General features: G+C 45.1%; 21 protein-coding genes and 1 pseudogene. 17 read left to right on the forward strand and 5 right to left on the reverse strand.

Going from position 1 to position 18970, the window contains the following annotated elements; all coding sequences use genetic code 11:
* The first annotated feature begins 79 nt into the window (after positions 1–79).
* A complete protein-coding gene (locus T411_RS0101645) occupies positions 80–754 on the forward strand; it encodes a DUF2057 family protein (protein WP_000773947.1) in 675 nt (224 codons plus the stop codon).
* A 31-nt stretch (positions 755–785) separates the two neighbouring features.
* On the opposite strand, the gene T411_RS0101650 is transcribed toward T411_RS0101645, so the two are convergent.
* The 4 genes from T411_RS0101650 to T411_RS0101665 form a co-directional block, all read right to left on the reverse strand.
* Positions 786–1241, reverse strand: coding sequence for a YchJ family protein (locus T411_RS0101650; RefSeq protein WP_001881606.1), 456 nt, complete (start codon positions 1239–1241; stop codon positions 786–788).
* A gap of 61 nt (positions 1242–1302) precedes the next feature.
* On the reverse strand, positions 1303–2517 hold the full coding sequence (locus tag T411_RS0101655) for an EAL and HDOD domain-containing protein (protein ID WP_001881603.1): 1215 nt from the start codon (positions 2515–2517) through the stop codon (positions 1303–1305).
* Between the two features lie 95 nt (positions 2518–2612).
* Complete coding sequence (gene lpxH, locus T411_RS0101660; protein WP_000557000.1) at positions 2613–3353, reverse strand: UDP-2,3-diacylglucosamine diphosphatase; 741 nt, start codon at positions 3351–3353, stop codon at positions 2613–2615.
* Between the two features lie 40 nt (positions 3354–3393).
* Positions 3394–3888, reverse strand: coding sequence for a peptidylprolyl isomerase (locus T411_RS0101665; protein ID WP_000631302.1), 495 nt, complete (start codon positions 3886–3888; stop codon positions 3394–3396).
* Positions 3889–4033: 145 nt separating this feature from the next.
* Here T411_RS0101665 and cysS point away from each other — a divergent pair, with 145 nt between their 5' ends.
* The 16 genes and pseudogenes from cysS (at position 4034) to nadA (ending at position 18133) form a co-directional block, all read left to right on the forward strand.
* Positions 4034–5413, forward strand: coding sequence for a cysteine--tRNA ligase (gene cysS, locus T411_RS0101670; RefSeq protein ID WP_000913180.1), 1380 nt, complete (start codon positions 4034–4036; stop codon positions 5411–5413).
* Between the two features lie 87 nt (positions 5414–5500).
* The gene (ruvC, locus tag T411_RS0101675; RefSeq protein ID WP_000111361.1) at positions 5501–6022 is read left to right on the forward strand and encodes a crossover junction endodeoxyribonuclease RuvC; all 522 of its coding nucleotides are present in this window, start codon (positions 5501–5503) and stop codon (positions 6020–6022) included.
* A gap of 96 nt (positions 6023–6118) precedes the next feature.
* Positions 6119–6733: a Holliday junction branch migration protein RuvA gene (ruvA, locus tag T411_RS0101680; protein ID WP_000580359.1), complete on the forward strand. Its 615-nt coding sequence runs from the start codon at positions 6119–6121 to the stop codon at positions 6731–6733.
* Positions 6734–6788: 55 nt separating this feature from the next.
* Positions 6789–7793 (forward strand): Holliday junction branch migration DNA helicase RuvB, encoded by a 1005-nt coding sequence (gene ruvB / locus T411_RS0101685; protein WP_000568492.1) that lies wholly within the window; start codon positions 6789–6791, stop codon positions 7791–7793.
* A gap of 458 nt (positions 7794–8251) precedes the next feature.
* Complete coding sequence (gene cydA, locus T411_RS0101690) at positions 8252–9838, forward strand: cytochrome ubiquinol oxidase subunit I (protein WP_000568056.1); 1587 nt, start codon at positions 8252–8254, stop codon at positions 9836–9838.
* A 17-nt stretch (positions 9839–9855) separates the two neighbouring features.
* Complete coding sequence (gene cydB, locus T411_RS0101695; protein WP_000460767.1) at positions 9856–10992, forward strand: cytochrome d ubiquinol oxidase subunit II; 1137 nt, start codon at positions 9856–9858, stop codon at positions 10990–10992.
* A gap of 12 nt (positions 10993–11004) precedes the next feature.
* A complete protein-coding gene (gene cydX, locus T411_RS0101700) occupies positions 11005–11112 on the forward strand; it encodes a cytochrome bd-I oxidase subunit CydX (protein ID WP_000270285.1) in 108 nt (35 codons plus the stop codon).
* The gene (gene ybgE, locus T411_RS0101705) at positions 11105–11422 is read left to right on the forward strand and encodes a cyd operon protein YbgE (protein WP_001286617.1); all 318 of its coding nucleotides are present in this window, start codon (positions 11105–11107) and stop codon (positions 11420–11422) included. Before cydX ends, ybgE begins: the two co-directional genes overlap by 8 nt.
* Before the next feature lie 168 nt (positions 11423–11590).
* Positions 11591–11997 (forward strand): annotated as a pseudogene (ybgC, locus tag T411_RS01000000118920) (tol-pal system-associated acyl-CoA thioesterase).
* Complete coding sequence (gene tolQ / locus T411_RS0101715) at positions 11987–12670, forward strand: protein TolQ (RefSeq protein WP_000123084.1); 684 nt, start codon at positions 11987–11989, stop codon at positions 12668–12670. The pseudogene ybgC and the gene tolQ overlap by 11 nt, the downstream one beginning before the upstream one ends.
* 2 nt (positions 12671–12672) lie before the next feature.
* Positions 12673–13113 (forward strand): ExbD/TolR family protein, encoded by a 441-nt coding sequence (locus T411_RS0101720; RefSeq protein WP_000929546.1) that lies wholly within the window; start codon positions 12673–12675, stop codon positions 13111–13113.
* A gap of 17 nt (positions 13114–13130) precedes the next feature.
* Entirely contained in the window at positions 13131–14201 is a 1071-nt protein-coding gene (tolA, locus tag T411_RS0101725; RefSeq protein WP_000662244.1) for a cell envelope integrity protein TolA, read from the forward strand.
* 41 nt (positions 14202–14242) lie between these two features.
* Positions 14243–15568 carry a Tol-Pal system beta propeller repeat protein TolB gene (tolB, locus tag T411_RS0101730; RefSeq protein ID WP_001932512.1) on the forward strand — a complete coding sequence of 442 codons (1326 nt, stop codon included), beginning with the start codon at positions 14243–14245 and terminating at the stop codon, positions 15566–15568.
* Positions 15569–15599: 31 nt separating this feature from the next.
* A complete protein-coding gene (gene pal / locus T411_RS0101735) occupies positions 15600–16118 on the forward strand; it encodes a peptidoglycan-associated lipoprotein Pal (RefSeq protein ID WP_001176628.1) in 519 nt (172 codons plus the stop codon).
* A gap of 15 nt (positions 16119–16133) precedes the next feature.
* Positions 16134–16898 carry a tol-pal system protein YbgF gene (gene ybgF / locus T411_RS0101740; RefSeq protein ID WP_000492451.1) on the forward strand — a complete coding sequence of 255 codons (765 nt, stop codon included), beginning with the start codon at positions 16134–16136 and terminating at the stop codon, positions 16896–16898.
* Between the two features lie 173 nt (positions 16899–17071).
* A complete protein-coding gene (gene nadA / locus T411_RS0101745; protein WP_000018291.1) occupies positions 17072–18133 on the forward strand; it encodes a quinolinate synthase NadA in 1062 nt (353 codons plus the stop codon).
* A gap of 73 nt (positions 18134–18206) precedes the next feature.
* On the opposite strand, the gene T411_RS0101750 is transcribed toward nadA, so the two are convergent.
* Positions 18207–18779, reverse strand: a complete 573-nt coding sequence (locus T411_RS0101750) for a UPF0149 family protein (RefSeq protein WP_001194133.1) — start codon at positions 18777–18779, stop codon at positions 18207–18209.
* Between the last annotated feature and the right edge of the window lie 191 nt (positions 18780–18970).

Genomic DNA, 18970 nt, shown 5'->3' on the forward strand with positions numbered 1-18970 from the left:
GGGCTTTTTTATTGTGATGTGCAAGATAAGTGATTATTGTTGTTGTGTTTATTTTTATACGAAACAAGGTAGTTAGATAATGAAACTTAACCCACTGATTTTAGGTCTTCTGTTGTCATTTTCAGCAGGTCACTCATTAGCCGATGTAGTATTAAAAGTGCCAGAAAATATTGATTTACTTTCTGTAAATATGCAAAAACCAAAATCTGAAGGCGGATTATTTGGTGATAAAACGATTATGCTTAAAGATGGCACGAACCAGATTGTGTTTCGTTATATTCCTACTTTCGATGATGGTGACGATGTTAAGAAGGTATATAGCGATACAATTATTGCAAAATTTGAGAGTGAAAATGCCACTCTTCACTTTAAGATTCCTAGTTATCGCAATATAAAAGAAGCAAATGAGAAAATTCAAACAATGGAGTGGCAACTTGTTGACGAAAAAGGGCAATCTGTCGCTCTAGTAGAAGACAAACTACTCAATCCAGGTGTTCAATGGGGCAGAAATTACAGCCAAGAAGCTACAGAATATAACCAAAATGGAGGGGTTGCTGCGATCGGATACCTGAAAGTAGTTACTAATGAGGCTCAGCTATCTGAAAATACGACACAAGTTATTATGAGCGAAGCTTCTCAACCATTAGAAGTAGTCGGATCATCAAATAACCTGACTCAACTTCAACTTTGGTATAGCAAAGCCTCAAAAGAAGAACGCAAAGCGTTTAAGAAATGGATGGTCGATCAAGAATAAGCGAAAGCCTGCGCATGCAGGCTTTACTCTATTATCCACAGCACTTTTTATATTTCTTGCCACTACCGCAAGCACAAGGGTCGTTACGGCCTTGTTTGATGGCGGCTGGAAATTCACCGTCAATATAAAACCAACAGTTATTTTCTTTTAGAAATCGAGAGCGCTCTTCAAGGCAAAACACTTTACCCTCTTGATCAAGAAACGCTTTAAAGTGAACAAAACCTTCGTTAGGGGTTGCGCCCATTTGGGTCGAAATGATCTCAAGGCGAAGCCAATGGCTATGTACCGATTCGCTAATCGCATCACGCTCATTACTGGCTTGGCAAGAGGGATGGTATGTTTCAATCACAAACTCAACATTCTTTAAAATATGGGCACTAAAACGTGCTCGCATCAGCTGTTCAGGAACTTGAGCACTGTGAGGATTGAGATGAATAGGTTCGCAACACTGCGAGTAAGGTTGAGTATTTCCGCAATAACAGGACATAGAAAAGATAAACGTTGAGTAGGTAGATGGAGTTTATCGGCCCGTAAGCGTAATTACCAGTTTAGGTTTGTACACCAAGAAGATCGGCTGTCCATTTGACGGCTTCGATATAGCATTCTGTTGGTGCCTCGTTTGGAAGGTTAAGTGCTTGCCCAAGAGTCACAACTTGCCCCCAATCCGCCATTTCATAAGCTTTATTCAATGCCAATATTTGCCCTAAAGTGCCACTGCCTTGAGTTAAGGCCTGTTTGACTTCTTCCTCGATGGGCATTTCTTTCACAATGGAATCAAGGGATTGATCAAGTAGGCTGTCTAGCACAGAAAACATACCGGTTAGAAATCCGGTTCCGGGGGCAATGTTTGTCGGCACTCGTTCACTGAGCATTTCGCAAAAGCGGGCGCGTAGAATGGCAAGATTATAAAGATAGTCTGGTTTGGAATCTTGTGTTGAAGCAATCGCAACGAGCGAAATGAATTTACGGAGTTTCTGTTGCCCTAGATAGACCAGCGCTTGACGGAAAGATTGGATTTTTGAACTCACTGTTGCTGAAGAGTTTACGAACGTGAGTAGCTTATATGAAAGAGAAATGTCTTTGGCGACAATCGTTTCAATTTCACGAAAATCAACTTCGGGTTTCGCGACTTCTTTAAGTAGTTGCACAATGGTCAGAAAAGAGGGTTGCAGGGCTTTGCGCTGAATAATTTCAGGCTTACTAAAAAAGTAACCTTGAAAATAGTGGAAACCCGCTTGCTTGGCCTGTTCAAACTCTTCGTAGGTTTCAACTTTTTCGGCCAGAAACTCAATTTTCATGGAGCGCAGTTTATTGATAAAGAGCTTGGCTTTCGGGATAGGCACGAGACGAATATCAAATTTGATAATCGAGATATAAGGTAGAAATGCTTTCCAATCATTGCTTGGGATAAAATCATCCAGTGCAATTTTGTATCCGAGCTGAGCCATTTTTTTGATAGCACTGAGCAGTTCAGGGGTTGGTGGGCAATCTTCAAGAATTTCGACAACCAGACTTTTAACCGGAAACAGCGTGGGCACCATATTGAGTAAACTTTGATAAGGGAAGTTTACGAATCCAAGAAGATCACCCAGAGTGCTGTAGTGTGCGGTCAAGAAATGATCGGAAAGGAGGCGGCTAGTGGCTTCCTCGGGATCGATGTCTGGAAACGTGTTTTTAGGCCCATCACGAAAGAGAAGTTCGTAACCGATGGTGCTTTTTTCACGATCCAATATGGGTTGTCTAGCGACATACGAGTACTTCAAAGATTTACCTATTTTCGGGTTGTTGTTTCTTTTGTCAGTATTTTAAGGGTTTACCGAGATAAGTATTGGTCAAGAACATGGTTATTACTAATTGATTACTCAATATTTATGAGTGGTCTCGACAATAATGAGTAGCCAGTTAGTTTAGAATAGACCAAGATCGAGCTTTGGCTATACCAATCTCCTAACACAATCCGTGTTTTGAGAGTCTGGTCATCGGTTTGAATGGAGTGAATTGCAGGGCGGTGTGTATGACCGTGAATCATTAAATCTACGTTATATCGATGCATAACCGCGATGACTTCGCTGGGTGTAACATCCATGATCATCATGGACTTATGTTGTTTGTCATCTCGTATGTCTGACTGTATTTTGCGGACAAGCTTTTGCTTAAGTGCAAAAGGAAGAAGTCCAAATAATCGCTGTAACCAAGGCTGATGTACTTTGGCTCGAAATTCAAGGTAGCGTGTATCTTGGGTGCAGAGTGTATCTCCATGCAGTACGACGGCTTTTTGCCCATATAAGTCGATCACGGCTTCATCCGGTAACAACTGCACTCCTGTTTGTTGAGCAAACCGTTTCCCAACCAGAAAATCGCGATTTCCTTTAGTGAAATAGCATGGCACACCTTGTTGAGTCAGTTGGCGAAACTCGGATTTAATCTGCTCGGCAAAGGTGGTTGGGTCATCATCCCCAATCCAAAAATCAAAAAGGTCGCCAAGGACATAAAGTGCATCAGCTTTGATGGCTTCTTCGCGCATAAATTGAATGAAGGAAGCGGTGATATCAGGATGCTTGGGGGAGAGATGAAGATCGGAAATAAATAGTGTATGCATGTTTCACAGCAAAAGGAGCGCCTAAGCGCTCCGAGTAAAATTAAGCTTCGATAGTGGTGCCAGTGATCACCACTTCCTCTAGAGGGACATCTTGGTGCATGCCATAAGAACCGGTGCTCACGCCCTTGATCTTATTAACGATGTCCATGCCTTCAACCACTTCACCAAACACGCAGTAACCCCAACCATCACGACTTTCAGAACGAAAATCGAGGAAAGTGTTGTTATTCACGTTAATGAAGAATTGTGAGCTCGCTGAGTGAGGATCCATGGTACGCGCCATGGCAATCGTACCCACTTTATTGCTCAGACCATTATTTGCTTCGTTACGAATAGGATCGCGAGTCTCTTTTTCACGCAGTCCCGAAGTCATACCGCCGCCTTGAATCATAAAGCCGTCAATCACACGGTGAAAGAGAGTGTTGTCGTAGAAACCTTCACGGCAATATTGCTCAAAGTTTGCGCTGGTTACTGGCGCTTTTTCAAAGTTGAGCTGAATTTTGATGTCACCAAAATTGGTATGCAGGGTGATCATGAGTTTTACCTTCGCATTTATCCATTGAGAGCCAGAGTTTAGCCTAACTTTTTGTGCATTCAAAACATCAAATGGATGACCTAGTAATCTTTGAGTTGTTATACTGTCCGCCATTTATAATTTTGATGGTAATCAGATAGAGATCATGTTGAAGATTTATAACTCACTCACAAGACAGAAAGAGGAATTTAAACCAATCGTTGCCGGCAAAGTGGGCATGTATGTGTGTGGAGTCACTATTTATGATCTCTGTCATATCGGACATGGGCGTACATTTGTTTCATTTGACGTAGTAGCTCGTTATCTTCGTTACCTTGGCTACGATCTTACCTTTGTGCGTAATATCACCGACATCGATGACAAGATCATCAAGCGTGCTGCAGAAAACGCAGAAACGTGCGAATCATTGACAGAACGCTTGATTCAAGAAATGTATGCGGATTTCGATGCCCTGAATATCAAACGTCCCGATGTTGAACCACGTGCGACGGCTTATATCGAAGAGATCATTGCTCTGGTTGAGCGCCTGATTGAGCGTGGTTTTGCTTATGTTGCTGATAACGGTGATGTGATGTTTGAAGTGAGCCAATACAGCGAGTACGGTAAACTTTCCAAGCAAGATCTTGATCAACTCCAAGCGGGAGCACGTGTGGATATCGAAGCGGCAAAACGCAGTCCGCTGGATTTCGTGCTCTGGAAAATGTCGAAACCGGGTGAACCAACATGGGAATCCCCTTGGGGCTCTGGCCGTCCGGGCTGGCACATCGAGTGTTCAGCGATGAACTCATCAATTTTGGGTACCCATTTCGATATCCACGGTGGTGGTTCTGACTTGCAATTCCCACATCATGAAAACGAAATTGCGCAATCTTGCTGCGCCCATGATACCCAGTACGTCAACACTTGGATGCACAGTGGTATGGTGATGGTAGATAAGGAGAAGATGTCGAAATCACTCGGTAACTTCTTCACTATCCGCGATGTTTTGGGCCATTATGATGCAGAAACAGTGCGTTATTTCTTGATGTCAGGCCACTACAGAAGCCAATTAAACTACAGTGAAGAGAATCTCAATCAAGCACGTGCTTCACTAGAGCGACTCTATAACGCACTGCGTGGTTTAGATCGTAGCGTGCCAGCCGCGGGGGGCGAAGAGTACGTGACGCGCTTTACTGCTGCTATGAACGATGATTTCAATACGCCAGAAGCGTATTCGGTGCTGTTTGATATGGCTCGTGAAATCAACCGACTCAAGAGTGAAGATATGACCAATGCGAGCGCTTTGGGCAGCTTAATGCGTGAGTTGGCAGATGTGATCGGTATTCTTTACCAAGAGCCTGAGGCTTTCTTCCAAGGTAGTGCGGAAGATGAAGATGCGGCGCAAATTGAAGCTTTAATCAAGCTACGTAATGATTCTCGTGCGACGAAAGATTGGGCTAATGCTGACTTGGCGCGTGATAAGTTAAACGAAATGGGAATTGTGCTTGAAGATGGACCTAATGGTACAACTTGGCGTCGTAAGTAACGAGCAACAAATGAAAGGGTGGGCGTAAGCCCACTCTCTTTTTCTGGCACGTGTAGCCCATCTTTAAACGAACAAGGCAAGTGAGTTATGTCTGTCATCTTAGGGATTGATCCTGGATCGCGCGTGACGGGGTATGGTGTGATTCGTCAACAAGGACGACACCTTATCTACCTCGGTAGCGGTTGTATCCGTACTTCCGATCTCGAGTTACCGTTACGCCTGAAACAAATCTATGCGGGCGTGAGTGAAATCATCACCCAATTTCAGCCGGATGCCTTTGCCATTGAGCAGGTGTTTATGGCAAAGAATGCCGATTCAGCATTAAAACTTGGTCAAGCCCGCGGCAGTGCGATTGTGGCGGCGGTGAACGCAGAACTTCCTGTTTATGAATATGCTGCCAGACTGATTAAACAAGCGGTCGTTGGTACGGGAGCGGCTGATAAAAGCCAAGTTCAACATATGGTGCAGCAGATGCTCAAACTGCCCGGTAAGCCCCAAGCCGATGCAGCAGATGCTTTAGGTGTTGCTATTTGTCATGCTAATACCAACAAAACTCTAATTGCATTGGCAGGGCAGGCAACGAGTGCGCGTAGAGGTCGTTATCGTTAAATGTAGCTTGATGCTACGAGCATTTTACTGGCTATCCATCCAGTTATTGATTATCATCCAGAGCATCTTTCCTCCCTCTATTATAAGGAAACACAAGTGATTGGACGTCTTCGCGGTACGCTGATTGAAAAGTTACCTCCTCAAATTTTGATTGAGGTCGGTGGTATTGGCTATGAAGTGCAAATGCCGATGAGCTGTATTTATGAACTGCCGAATATTGGGGAAGAAGCCATCATTTATACCCACTTTGTAGTTCGAGAAGATGCACAGCTACTTTATGGCTTTAATACCGTTAGCGAACGCGCTCTGTTTCGTGAAGTAATCAAAGCCAATGGCGTAGGGCCGAAAATGGGGCTTGCGATCCTCTCTGGCATGACAGCCAATCAGTTTGTGACTTGTGTGGAAAAAGAAGATATCTCTACCCTCATTAAATTACCGGGAGTCGGGAAGAAGACGGCTGAGCGATTGGTGGTGGAAATGAAAGATCGCCTGAAAGGATGGGGAGCGGGTGACCTCTTTACACCTGCAACCGATGCGGCCCCTGTCGATTCTACGCCCGTGATTGCTCAAAATGCTCAGGAAGAAGCCATGAGCGCGCTATTGGCGCTAGGTTACAAGCCCCCTCAAGCTTCCAAAGCGGTATCGCAAGTGGCTAAAGCAGGAATGAGCAGTGAAGAGTTGATTCGTGAAGCGCTCAAATCTATGGTGTAACGATTCACGTTTTGCCGTCGTTAAAAACAGTCGCCATTAAGCCAATAGAGAAAATATGATAGAAGCCGATCGTTTAATTGCTCCAATCAGCAACCACTTCAAAGATGAGGAAGTGATTGATCGAGCGATTCGTCCCAAAAAGCTTGCCGATTACCAAGGTCAAGATCATGTTCGTGATCAGATGGAAATCTTCATTCAAGCGGCACAAATGCGCCAAGAAGCCTTAGATCATCTGCTGATTTTCGGGCCTCCGGGCTTGGGTAAAACCACCTTGGCCAACATAGTCGCTAACGAAATGGGCGTGAATATTCGTACTACTTCAGGTCCTGTATTGGAAAAAGCGGGAGATTTAGCGGCACTGCTAACCAATCTTGAAGAAAACGATGTGCTGTTTATTGATGAAATCCATCGTCTGAGCCCAATGGTTGAGGAAGTACTGTATCCCGCTATGGAAGATTACCAACTCGATATCATGATTGGTGAAGGCCCAGCTGCACGCTCAATCAAAATCGATCTCCCTCCTTTTACTTTAATTGGAGCCACCACACGTGCAGGCTCGCTGACTTCACCACTGCGTGACCGATTTGGGATTGTGCAACGATTGGAGTATTACAAAGTCGCCGATTTACAACACATAGTGCAACGTAGTGCACAGTGTCTCGGTCTTTCGATGGATAGTGAGGGCGCTCTTGAAGTGGCTCGCCGTGCACGTGGAACCCCACGGATTGTCAATCGCCTGCTGCGCCGGGTACGAGATTATGCCGAAGTAAAAGGGGATGGGCACATTTGTGCGCAAACCGCTGACAGGGCACTCAATATGCTTGATGTTGACCATCAAGGCTTTGATTACATGGATAGAAAGCTGCTGTTAGCAATAATGGAAAAGTTTTCAGGTGGCCCAGTCGGAATCGATAACCTTGCGGCAGCTATTGGCGAAGAGAAAGATACGATAGAAGATGTTCTTGAGCCATTTCTCATTCAGCAGGGTTATTTACAACGTACACCACGCGGTCGTATCGCGACAGATCGCGCTTATTTGCATTTCGGTATTGAAAAATAATGTTACAAATCTCGCTTGTTAAACCGAGCGAGATACTCTTTTTTGACAAAGTTCTCATTTCTTGTATTTCCTTTCCTCGCTCAATTGTTGGATTTTTTGGGTGTGATGTTAATCCGTTGATTGTTTTCAAGCGAATTACATGGGTTTTTTCACGAGTAGGTAACACAAATTGCTTGCCTCTTTTGATTTAGATCATTTTGTTTGTTTATTAACCACATGGCTGGTGCGAAACTTGATTTAGATCAAGGCGTAATTCTCCTATAAACCTTTTGAAACAAGCGGGTTTTGGCATTAGTATTAGCCATAGCTATATTAGCTACAACTTAACAATTAACTAACCATAGTGGTACATAGTTGCAACAACAAATTTTTTTTGTAGCAAAGTGTTATAGTTTTTTTAACATTGTAATTGTTGTTCTATGTCGAACGTGTCATTCAGCCGACACAAAGGAGTTACCATGATCGATGTCGTTGATTTATCGCGGTTGCAATTTGCACTTACTGCGATGTATCACTTCCTGTTTGTTCCCCTCACTCTAGGGATGGCATTTTTACTTGCTATCATGGAGTCACTCTACGTCATGACCGACAAGCAGATTTACAAGGACATGACCAAATTCTGGGGTAAGCTGTTCGGGATTAACTTTGCTCTAGGTGTGGCAACAGGCCTTACCATGGAGTTCCAGTTTGGTACCAACTGGTCTTACTATTCTCATTATGTAGGTGACATTTTTGGTGCTCCACTTGCGATTGAAGCGCTGGTAGCCTTCTTCCTAGAATCTACATTTGTTGGTTTATTCTTCTTTGGGTGGGACAGACTTTCCAAACGACAACACTTAGTCGTGACTTGGTTAGTCGCATTAGGCTCAAACTTCTCTGCTCTGTGGATTCTGGTTGCAAACGGCTGGATGCAAAACCCAGTAGGCTCAGAGTTTAATTTTGAAACCATGCGTATGGAAATGGTGAGCTTTGCTGATGTGGTACTAAACCCAGTTGCCCAAGTGAAGTTTGTTCACACCGTTGCGGCAGGTTATACCACAGGCGCAATGTTCATTTTGGGTATCAGTGCGTACTACCTACTGAAAGGTCGTGATGTTGCTTTTGCACGTCGTTCATTTGCGATTGCGGCATCATTCGGTATGGCTTCTGTACTGTCCGTTATCGTACTGGGTGATGAATCAGGCTATGAGCTTGGTGAAGTTCAGCGCGTGAAACTGGCGGCGATTGAGTCTGAATGGCACACCGAGCCAGCACCCGCAGCGTTCACCTTGTTTGGTATTCCAAATCAAGAAGAAATGCGCACCGACTACGCGATCAAAATTCCATTTGCACTAGGGATCATTGCAACACGTTCACTTGACGAACAAGTTGTAGGTCTGCGTGATCTGCGTGATGAACACGTTGAGCGAATTCGTACCGGTATTTACGCTTACGATCTGCTAGAGCGTCTGCGCGCTGGTGAAAAAACGCCGGAAAACATGGCCGCCTTTGATGAAGTAAAACATGATCTCGGTTATGGCCTACTTCTGAAGCGTTACACGGATAAAGTGACGGATGCGACAGAAGAGCAAATCCAAGCGGCAGCGGATGATTCTATCCCAACAGTATGGCCACTATTCTGGTCTTTCCGCATCATGGTGGCTTGTGGCTTTATTATGCTAGTGGTGTTTGGTGCCGCCTTTATCCAAACCTGTCGTCAGAAGATTGAACAGAAAAAATGGGTTCTCAAAGCCGCGCTATTCAGTATTCCATTGCCTTGGATTGCGGTCGAGACAGGTTGGTTTGTCGCTGAATATGGCCGTCAACCTTGGGCTGTCGGTGAAATTCTTCCCGTTAACGTTGCCGCTTCTGCATTGAGTGCAGGAGAGATCATCACTTCAATGCTGGCGATTTTGGCACTGTACACCATCTTCTTGATTGCAGAAGTGTACTTAATGGTTAAGTTCACTCGTAAAGGCCCAAGCAGCCTGAAAACCGGACGGTACCATTTTGAACAAGGCGCAGAGTCTGTTCAGGATCAAGTCAACCGCCAAGTTGAAGCATAAGGCAAGGAGAAACAACCATGTTTGATTACGAGATCTTACGACTCATTTGGTGGGTACTGATTGGTGTGCTCCTCGTGGGTTTTGCCATCACAGATGGCTTTGATATGGGCGTTGGGGCGCTAGTCCCTATCATTGGTAAAAATGATAACGAACGCCGAGTGATGATTAACTCTATTGCCCCACACTGGGATGGAAACCAAGTTTGGCTCATCACAGCCGGTGGTGCTTTGTTTGCCGCATGGCCGCTGGTTTACGCCACTTCATTTTCAGGTTTCTATCTGGCTATGATTGTGACACTTGCTGCGCTGTGGTTACGCCCTGTCGGTCTAGACTATCGCTCAAAAATCGAGAGCACAAAATGGCGTAATAACTGGGATTTAGCGATTTCAGCATCAGGATTCATTCCACCGGTTATCTTTGGTGTGGCATTCGGAAACCTGCTACAAGGTGTTCCTTTCCAACTGAGTGATTTCTTGATGCCGACCTACCATGGTTCATTCTTTGGTCTGCTCAATCCATTTGCTCTGCTCTGTGGTCTTGTGAGCTTGTTCATGACTTTGCTACAAGGCTCTGCATGGCTGCAAATGAAAACGACATCGCATGTACATCAACGTGCTCGTAATGTGGCACAACTGACCGGTTTGCTCACCGCCGTGTGTTTTGTGGCCGCAGGCTTTTGGGTCCAGCACATCGACGGTTATATGATTGTTGGTGCGATTGACGGTAATGCCGCATCGAATCCGCTCAACAAAGAAGTGATTCGTGAAGCGGGTGCTTGGTTACACAACTTTGAACAAGTACCAGTACTGTGGTTAGCTCCTGCACTGGGTGTATTGATGCCTCTACTCTCGGTTTTGGCGTCACGTCTAGATAAAGGTGGCTTGGCATTTTTGACCTCTAGTTTAGGTAACGCTGGCGTTATCTTCACCGCAGGTTTCGCTATGTTCCCATTCGTTATGCCTTCAAGTTTGAATCCGGCCCATAGCTTGACTATGTGGGATGCAACTTCAAGCAAGCTGACGCTAGAACTGATGACTGTGGTTGCGGTTGTCATGGTGCCTATCATTTTGGGTTACACCATCTGGAGTTACTACAAAATGTTTGGTCGTCTCGATGATAAATTCATCGAAGATAACAAGAATTCACTGTACTAAGGAGCGCTCATTATGTGGTATTTCGCATGGATCCTTGGCGTATTACTCGCCTGTGCATTCGGCATCATCAATGCTCTTTGGTTAGAGCACACTGAGATGATGGATAAAGATAGTGAGTGATTGGCAATTAAAGTGGTCTGAAAAGATCGCTCGCTGTCATGACATCACCGATAAGGCCTTGCTCAAGGCCTTATCGATACTATTAGGCTTCTACAATGCCGCGATGGTGATGTGGGATCCGAATAGTTACGCAGATCGAATCGGCGGCTTCAACGCAGTTATTGCGCCGCTGATGATTTGGGCAATATGTGCCAGTATGGTCTTTGGGGTAGGGTTTAGGCCCCGCCACTGGGTATGGCAAATCGTGTTCAGTCCATATCTATCATTGACCATTCTGAGTTATTTGACGTTGGTGCAGCTAATAAGCTAGCTCAATTCGTATTGTTGATGAGTTTTTATGCAGATTAGCGCTGTCATTTTGAGACAGCGCTAATTTTTTATCATTAGGTAAGAAAACATTGCACGGGCTTGTACTATCGTGAGCGAGTTGCGCTATAGTAGCAGCCATTCCTCGGTGTATGAGATTTTTATCAAAACCATGAACACTTTTCATTGGCCGGTCACGGTGTATTACGAAGATACTGACGCTGGTGGAGTGGTTTATCACGCAAATTATCTAAAATTCTTCGAAAGAGCCCGTACCGAAATGCTCCGTGCTGTTGGTGTTCATCAACAGAGTTTGTTGGAACAAGGTATTGGCTTTGTGGTCAGACACATGGAGATCGATTTTCTTAAAGGCGCTAAGTTAGATGACCATTTGGAAGTCGTGACCAGAGTGTCAGAATTAAAAAAGCTTCTTTAACCTTCTGTCAGGAACTCGTTAATCCTGAAGGCACTGTGTTGTCTAAAGCCAAGGTTAAGGTAGCATGTATCGACAATGAGAGCATGAGGCCGAGAGCTTTGCCTCAATTAATCAGTTTGGAGTTAAACTGCAGTGACTGCTGATATTTCATTTCTTGACCTTTTTTTACAAGCTAGCTTCCTAGTAAAAATGGTAATGCTGACCCTTTTGGGAATGTCGGTTGCCTCGTGGGCGGCAATTATCAAACGTAGTAAAGTTATCTCTGCTGCCGAGCGTGAAGCGGATACCTTTGAAGACCGCTTTTGGTCTGGAATGGATCTCGGTGCGCTATACCAAGACGTCAAAAAACGTAAAGATGACATCTATGGCATTGAGGAAATTTTTTATGCTGGCTTTACTGAATTTGCTCGTTTACGTAAGACTAACCCAGGTGCACCTGATTTTGTGATGGAAGGCACAGGGCGAGCCATGCGCGTAGCTGTGGCTCGTGAAGTTGATTCACTCGAAACCAGCTTACCTTTCTTGGCAACTGTCGGTTCCATCAGCCCATATATCGGTCTATTTGGAACGGTGTGGGGTATCATGCATGCGTTTATTGCTCTTGGAGAGGTAAAGCAAGCTACGTTAGCGATGGTGGCTCCGGGGATTGCAGAAGCTCTAATTGCAACGGCGATTGGTCTATTTGCTGCGATTCCAGCCGTTATGGCTTACAACCGTCTTAGCAATAAAGTCAGTAAGCTTGAACATACTTACGCTACCTTCTCGGAAGAGTTTCATACCATTCTCCACCGTCAAGTGATGGCTGGCAGGGAATAACTATGGCTGGCTATCAAACCAAAAAACGTGAGATGAAAGCAGAGATTAACGTGGTTCCTTACATCGACGTTATGCTGGTTCTCCTCATTATTTTTATGGTGACATCACCGTTTGTAACACAAGGTGTGGATGTGGAGTTGCCGAAAACTCATTCGGCTAAATCAGCACAAGATCTAGCGGGTGATAGCGATTCTAGCTTTATCATTGTTGAGATTGATAAAGAAGGTAATCTTGGCCTGAGTGTTAATGATGAAGAAGTTCAACGCGGTCTATCCATCGAAGATGTGATTGTTCGAGTGAAAGCAGAATTGTCTCTTAAACCTAATTCACCTGTGGCCGTGGGTGGCGATGCCGCTACACCTTACGCAGAGATTGTTTTGGTATTGGATGAGTTGGGTCAAGCTGGTATTCCTAAAGTAGGGCTACTCACGGACCTTAAATAATAGGTTTAATACTGAGCATGAAAGAGAATAAGTCCAGAAAAAGTAATGATGCTAAATCGATAACTATTTCGCTGGCGATGCACGGTGCTTTGGTCGCGATATTGCTCTGGGGAGCCGATTTCACCATGTCTGATCCTGAACCGACAGGACAGATGATTGAGGCGGTTGTCATTGATCCTCAGCTCGTTCGTCAGCAAGCTCAGCAAATTCGTAGTCAGCGTGAAGAGGCGGCGAAAAAAGAGCAAGAGCGACTGGATAAACTCCGTCGTGAAAGCGAACAGCTAGAGAAAAATCGACAAGCAGAAGAAGAGCGGATCCGCCAGTTGAAAGAGCAACAGGCTAAAGAAGCCAAAGCGGCTCGTGAAGCGGAAAAGTTGCGTGAGCAGAAAGAACAAGAGCGCTTAGCTGCTGAGCAGAAAGCTCGCGAAGAAAAAGAGCGTGCTGCAAAAGCAGAGGCTGAACGCAAAGTGAAAGAAGAAGCCGCAAAAAAAGCTGAGCAAGAACGCGTGGCGAAAGAAGCCGCAGCAGCAAAGGCAGAACAGCAACGTATTGAACGTGAAAAAGAAGCCAAGCTTGCGGAAGAAAAAGCCAAACGTGAAAAAGAAGTGGCAGCGAAAGCTGAGCAAGAACGTTTAGCAAAGGAAAAAGCGGCCAAAGAGGCGGCAGATAAAGCCAAGAAAGAAAAAGAACGCGCGGCAAAAGCAGAAGCTGAACGTAAAGCTCAAGAAGCGGCCTTGAATGATATTTTTGGCAGCTTGAGTGAAGAAAGTCAGCAAAATAATGCGGCACGTCAGCAGTTTGTTACTTCGGAAGTAGGGCGCTATGGAGCCATCTACACCCAGCTCATCCGGCAGAATCTGTTAGTGGAAGACAGTTTTCGAGGAAAGCAGTGTAGGGTAAACCTAAAGCTTATTCCTACTGGGACTGGCGCATTACTGGGTAGCTTAACCGTTTTGGATGGTGACAGTCGTTTATGTGCAGCAACCAAACGCGCTGTTGCCCAAGTGAATAGTTTTCCATTGCCGAAAGATCAACCTGACGTTGTGGAAAAACTAAAGAATATTAATTTAACCGTAGCACCTGAATAAGGAAGGGAAGGCTTGTGTTTAAGCGATTAGTTTTTGTTTTGATGCTCATCGGTACCGGTTTTTCCAATATTGCGAATGCAGCATTGGAGCTAGTTATTACTGACGGTATTGATTCTGCACGTCCGATTGCGATAGTTCCTTTCAAATGGGAAGGCGCAACCAAGTTGCCTGAAGACGTTTCTGCGGTGATTGCCTCTGACTTACAGCGCAGTGGTAAATTTAGCCCAGTTCCGACCAGCAAAATGCCACAGACGCCTTATAGCGAAGAGCAGGTTAACTTTGGCAAATGGACATCTATGGGGGTCGATTCATTATTGACGGGTACGATCACGCAAAATGCGGAAGGTAGCTATGTAATTAGTTATCAACTGGTTGACATTGTGCGTGGACAACTGACTCAAGGCCAAAGCAAAGCTCTGTCTCAAGATGGTCAATTGGTGCTATCTAAAGATCATGTTTTGTTTAATAAAGTGGCGACCGTTCCTGCATCAAGAATGCGTGAATATGCCCACCGTATTGCGGACTTGGTTTATGAGGAATTGACCGGTGAACGCGGCGCCTTCTTAACGCGCATCGCTTACGTTGTGGTCAATGATAAGGATCCGTATCCTTATCAACTGAGAATTGCTGATTATGACGGCTATAACGAACGTCTTGTACTTCGTTCTAAGCAGCCGCTTATGTCACCTGCTTGGTCACCTGATGGTCAGACTTTGGCTTACGTGAGTTTCCAAAACGGACAAGCCGAAATTTACATGATGAACATCTACAGTGGGAAGCGAGAGAAGCTGACGTCATTCCCACGTCATAATGGTGCACCCAGATTCTCACCAGATGGTAAAACGCTAGCGCTGGTTTTATCAAAAACTGGTAATTTACAGGTCTACACGATGGACTTGGCTACACGTCGCTTAACAGAGGTGACTAGTGGCCGTTCCAACAACACCGAACCTTTCTGGCATCCAGATGGTAAATCTTTAATTTTCACTTCAGATCGGGGTGGTAAACCACAGATTTATCAAGTAAATTTATCCGGCGGTGAAACCAAGCGTTTAACTTGGCAAGGTAGCCAAAACTTGGGTGGCCAAATTACACCGGATGGAAAATTCTTGGTGATGGTGAATCGTAGTGATTCCGGCTTCAATCTCGCGAAGCAGGATTTAGAAACAGGGGCAATGCAGATTCTGACAAAAACCTTGTTAGATGAGTCCCCAAGTATTGCGCCGAATGGTGGTATGGTGATTTATAGCTCCATCTACAATAAGGCCAACGTCTTGTCGATGGTATCCATTGATGGACGCTTTAAAGCAAGATTACCGGCAACCAATGGGCGCGTTCGTGCTCCAGCATGGTCACCGTTTTTATAACAAGTAACTGTTTAATAGAAAGGAATAGGAAATGCAACTTAACAAAGTTCTTAAGAGTCTGCTGATTGCGCTACCAGTTTTAGCTGTTACCGCTTGTAGCTCAAGTGATGATGCTGCGAACTCAGGTTCTCAAACTAACCAATCAGCAGTGTCTACTGTTGACTCAAATGGTCTGAATGCACAAGGTCAACTGACTGAGCAAGAACTGAAAGAACAAGCTCTGCGTGAAAACCAAACTATCTACTTCGCATTCGACAACGCAACTATCGCGAGCGACTACGAAGCAATGCTAGCTGCACACGCTGCTTACCTAGTGAAAAACCCAAGCCTACGCGTAACTATCGAAGGTCACGCTGATGAGCGCGGTACTCCTGAGTACAACATCGCACTGGGTGAGCGTCGTGCTCAAGCAGTTGCTAAGTACCTAGAAGCTCTGGGTGTTCAAGCTGGCCAACTGTCTATCGTTAGCTACGGTGAAGAGAAGCCTCTAGTTCTAGGTCAATCAGAAGAAGCGTACGCGAAAAACCGTCGTGCAGTTCTGGTTTACTAATTGAGGTGATGCCTCATGTTCAGTAACTTAAAGCACGTTGTCATGCTGATGTTACTGGCAAGTGCAGCGAGCTATGCGCTCGCTGCACCCGCTCCAGTATCTGACTTAGGTAGCAACGTATCCGGTGGTTCGCGGAGTTCAGAAATTGAACGTCTCGAACGTCTCCTCGAAAGCCGTAATCTTGTGCAGTTGCAAATGCAAAAGCAACTCGATGATATGGCACTTGAAGTCAATGAATTACGGGGCCAGATTGAAAAAAACAACTATGACATGCAGCAAATGTTGCAGCGTCAAAGGGAGTTGTTTGTAGAACTTGACCGTGTGCGTGGCGAGATGAAGTCACCTTCCTCCGGAGCCGGCCAACTACCAACAAGCAGCAATGATGAGGCTGCACAAGGCACCTTCAGTAGCGACGCTAATGAACAGGCTGCTTATCAGAATGCTGTTGATCTGATCCTTAAAAAGCGTGACTACGCAGGTGCGATTGCCGCTTTCCAGAAGTTTCAGACTGACTACCCTAATTCGACCTTCTCTGCTAATGCTCACTACTGGCTAGGCCAGCTCTATTTTGCCAAGAAAGAAGACAAAGAAGCCGCGAAAAGTTTTGCAGCTGTTGTCTCGGATAAAGGCTCTAACAAACGGGCTGATGCATTAGTTAAGTTGGGCGATATTGCGAAACGCAATAATAACGCCGAGCAGGCACGTAAATTTTACCAGCAAGCGGTGGATGAATATCCCGATAGTGCTTCTGCTAAAATTGCCAAAGAAAACCTTAAATAAATACAAGAGCTGCGAATGCAGCTCTTGTTCGTTTCAGCTTTTCACTCTGTTATGGACAGGGTCATTCATCGCTACACATTATTTCTCCCTCCTTGTTTAGGGCATTCAATTTTGCTTGCTGCTGGCTAGGGTGTACAATGCGCCGTCTATGGAAGTTGTGTAGAGCAAGAGCAATGAGCCACATACTCGATACTATAAATACAGTTTATCCCTTTCCCCCAAAACCTATCCCTCTTAGGGATGAGGAAAAGCAAGCTTATATCGCTGAGATCAAACAACTCTTAATTGAGAAAGATGCGGTGTTGATTGCTCATTACTATACGGATCCTGAAATTCAAGCGCTTGCTGAATCGACAGGTGGGTTTGTGGGTGACTCGCTAGAGATGGCAAAATTTGGCAACCGCTATCCAGCCACAACCTTAATTATTGCGGGCGTACGTTTCATGGGAGAGTCAGCAAAGATTTTGACCCCAGAAAAACGCATCTTAATGCCGACGCTCGAAGCGGAGTGCTCCCTCGATCTTGGTTGCCCAGCAGACAAGTTCACTGAGTTTTGCGATGCACACCCTGATCATACGGTAGTCGTGTATGCCAATACGTCAGCGGCGGTGAAAGCGCGTGCCGACTGGGTAGTGACATCAAGCATTGCTCTGGAAATTGTTGAGCACTTAGATTCTGAGGGTAAACCTATTATTTGGGGTCCAGATCGACACTTAGGTGCTTATATTGCTAAGAAAACGGGCGCAGACATGCTGTTATGGCAGGGCGAATGTGTCGTGCATGATGAGTTTTCTGCTGATGCTCTGCGTAAGATGAAGGCACTTTATCCTGATGCTGCGATTTTGGTTCATCCTGAATCGCCTGCGAGTGTTGTTGAATTGGCGGATGCGGTAGGCTCAACAAGCCAACTCATTAAAGCGGCTAAGACATTACCACAGCAGAAAATGATTGTTGCTACGGATAAAGGAATTTTCTTTAAAATGCAGCAAATGGTTCCCGAGAAGGAGCTGATTGAAGCTCCAACCGCAGGTGCGGGAGCGACTTGCCGTAGTTGTGCGCATTGTCCTTGGATGGCGATGAATGGCCTTCAGGCTATTGCACAAGCACTGCGTGAAGGTGGCAAACAGCATGAAATTTTTGTGGATGAAGCGCTGAGAGTGAAATCACTTATCCCGCTTAATCGTATGTTGGATTTCGCTGAACAACTGAATTTAAAAGTGAAAGGCAACGCGTAAGTAAGCTGTCTGTTGTGCTGAAAATAGACATGCCCATCGAAAAAAAAACGGGCATGTCTAGCAAACATGATGGCTACTGAGCTTCAGCTAACGTGACACCACGTTGTGTGATTCCACACAACATCACTGGAATCGCATGATAAATTTCAGCAAATTGCTCTAAACCGGTGAAGCCTTGCTCATAAAGTGTGGCGATCGATGTTTCAGGATCGTAGAGCATACTTAATGAAAGAAGCACGCCACCAAGCAGGGTATTATCGGAACTATTTTCTGGCATCAACACCTCCCAATCATCACGCGCTAATTGCCAACCTTGTAGCATCCCCTCGCAAAAATCACGTACCTCTTGATTCACGATTTCTGCCTCATCCAACAAGTAGCCAGTTGGCCATTGCCAGTTGCCTTCTAGTAGCTGAGATCGTGTTTCATTCCAAAGTGCGATGATGTGCTCGAAATAGTTTTCTAATTGGATAGGATCCGAAAAAGGTGCAATCTCTTCTCCACCCCATAAGAAGGGGAGCCATTCTTCAGGGGGTAAGACATTAGGACAGCAAGCCATAGCGGTAACAAAACCGACGGTTTTAGCTTGATTGAGGAGTTTGTTTTCTAATTCTGGCTGCTGCAGGATTTCTTGTAAGGTTTGCATGAGATGTGAGTGCTCAATAAATATCAGTGCGCCTATTTTATCTGGAAAGCGTGCTCAGGGCATCCGCTTGTTCTCTCTGTTCAGCGTTTAAGGCTCAATTTCCTGCCTAAGAATGTTAGTTTGTGCACAGCGCCATGGAAAATCGATGAGAAAAGAAAGCCTGACAGAATAATTTCGCTATAATTTTGTAA

Source organism: Vibrio cholerae ATCC 14035 (assembly GCF_000621645.1).
Taxonomy (GTDB): Bacteria; Pseudomonadota; Gammaproteobacteria; order Enterobacterales; family Vibrionaceae; genus Vibrio; species Vibrio cholerae.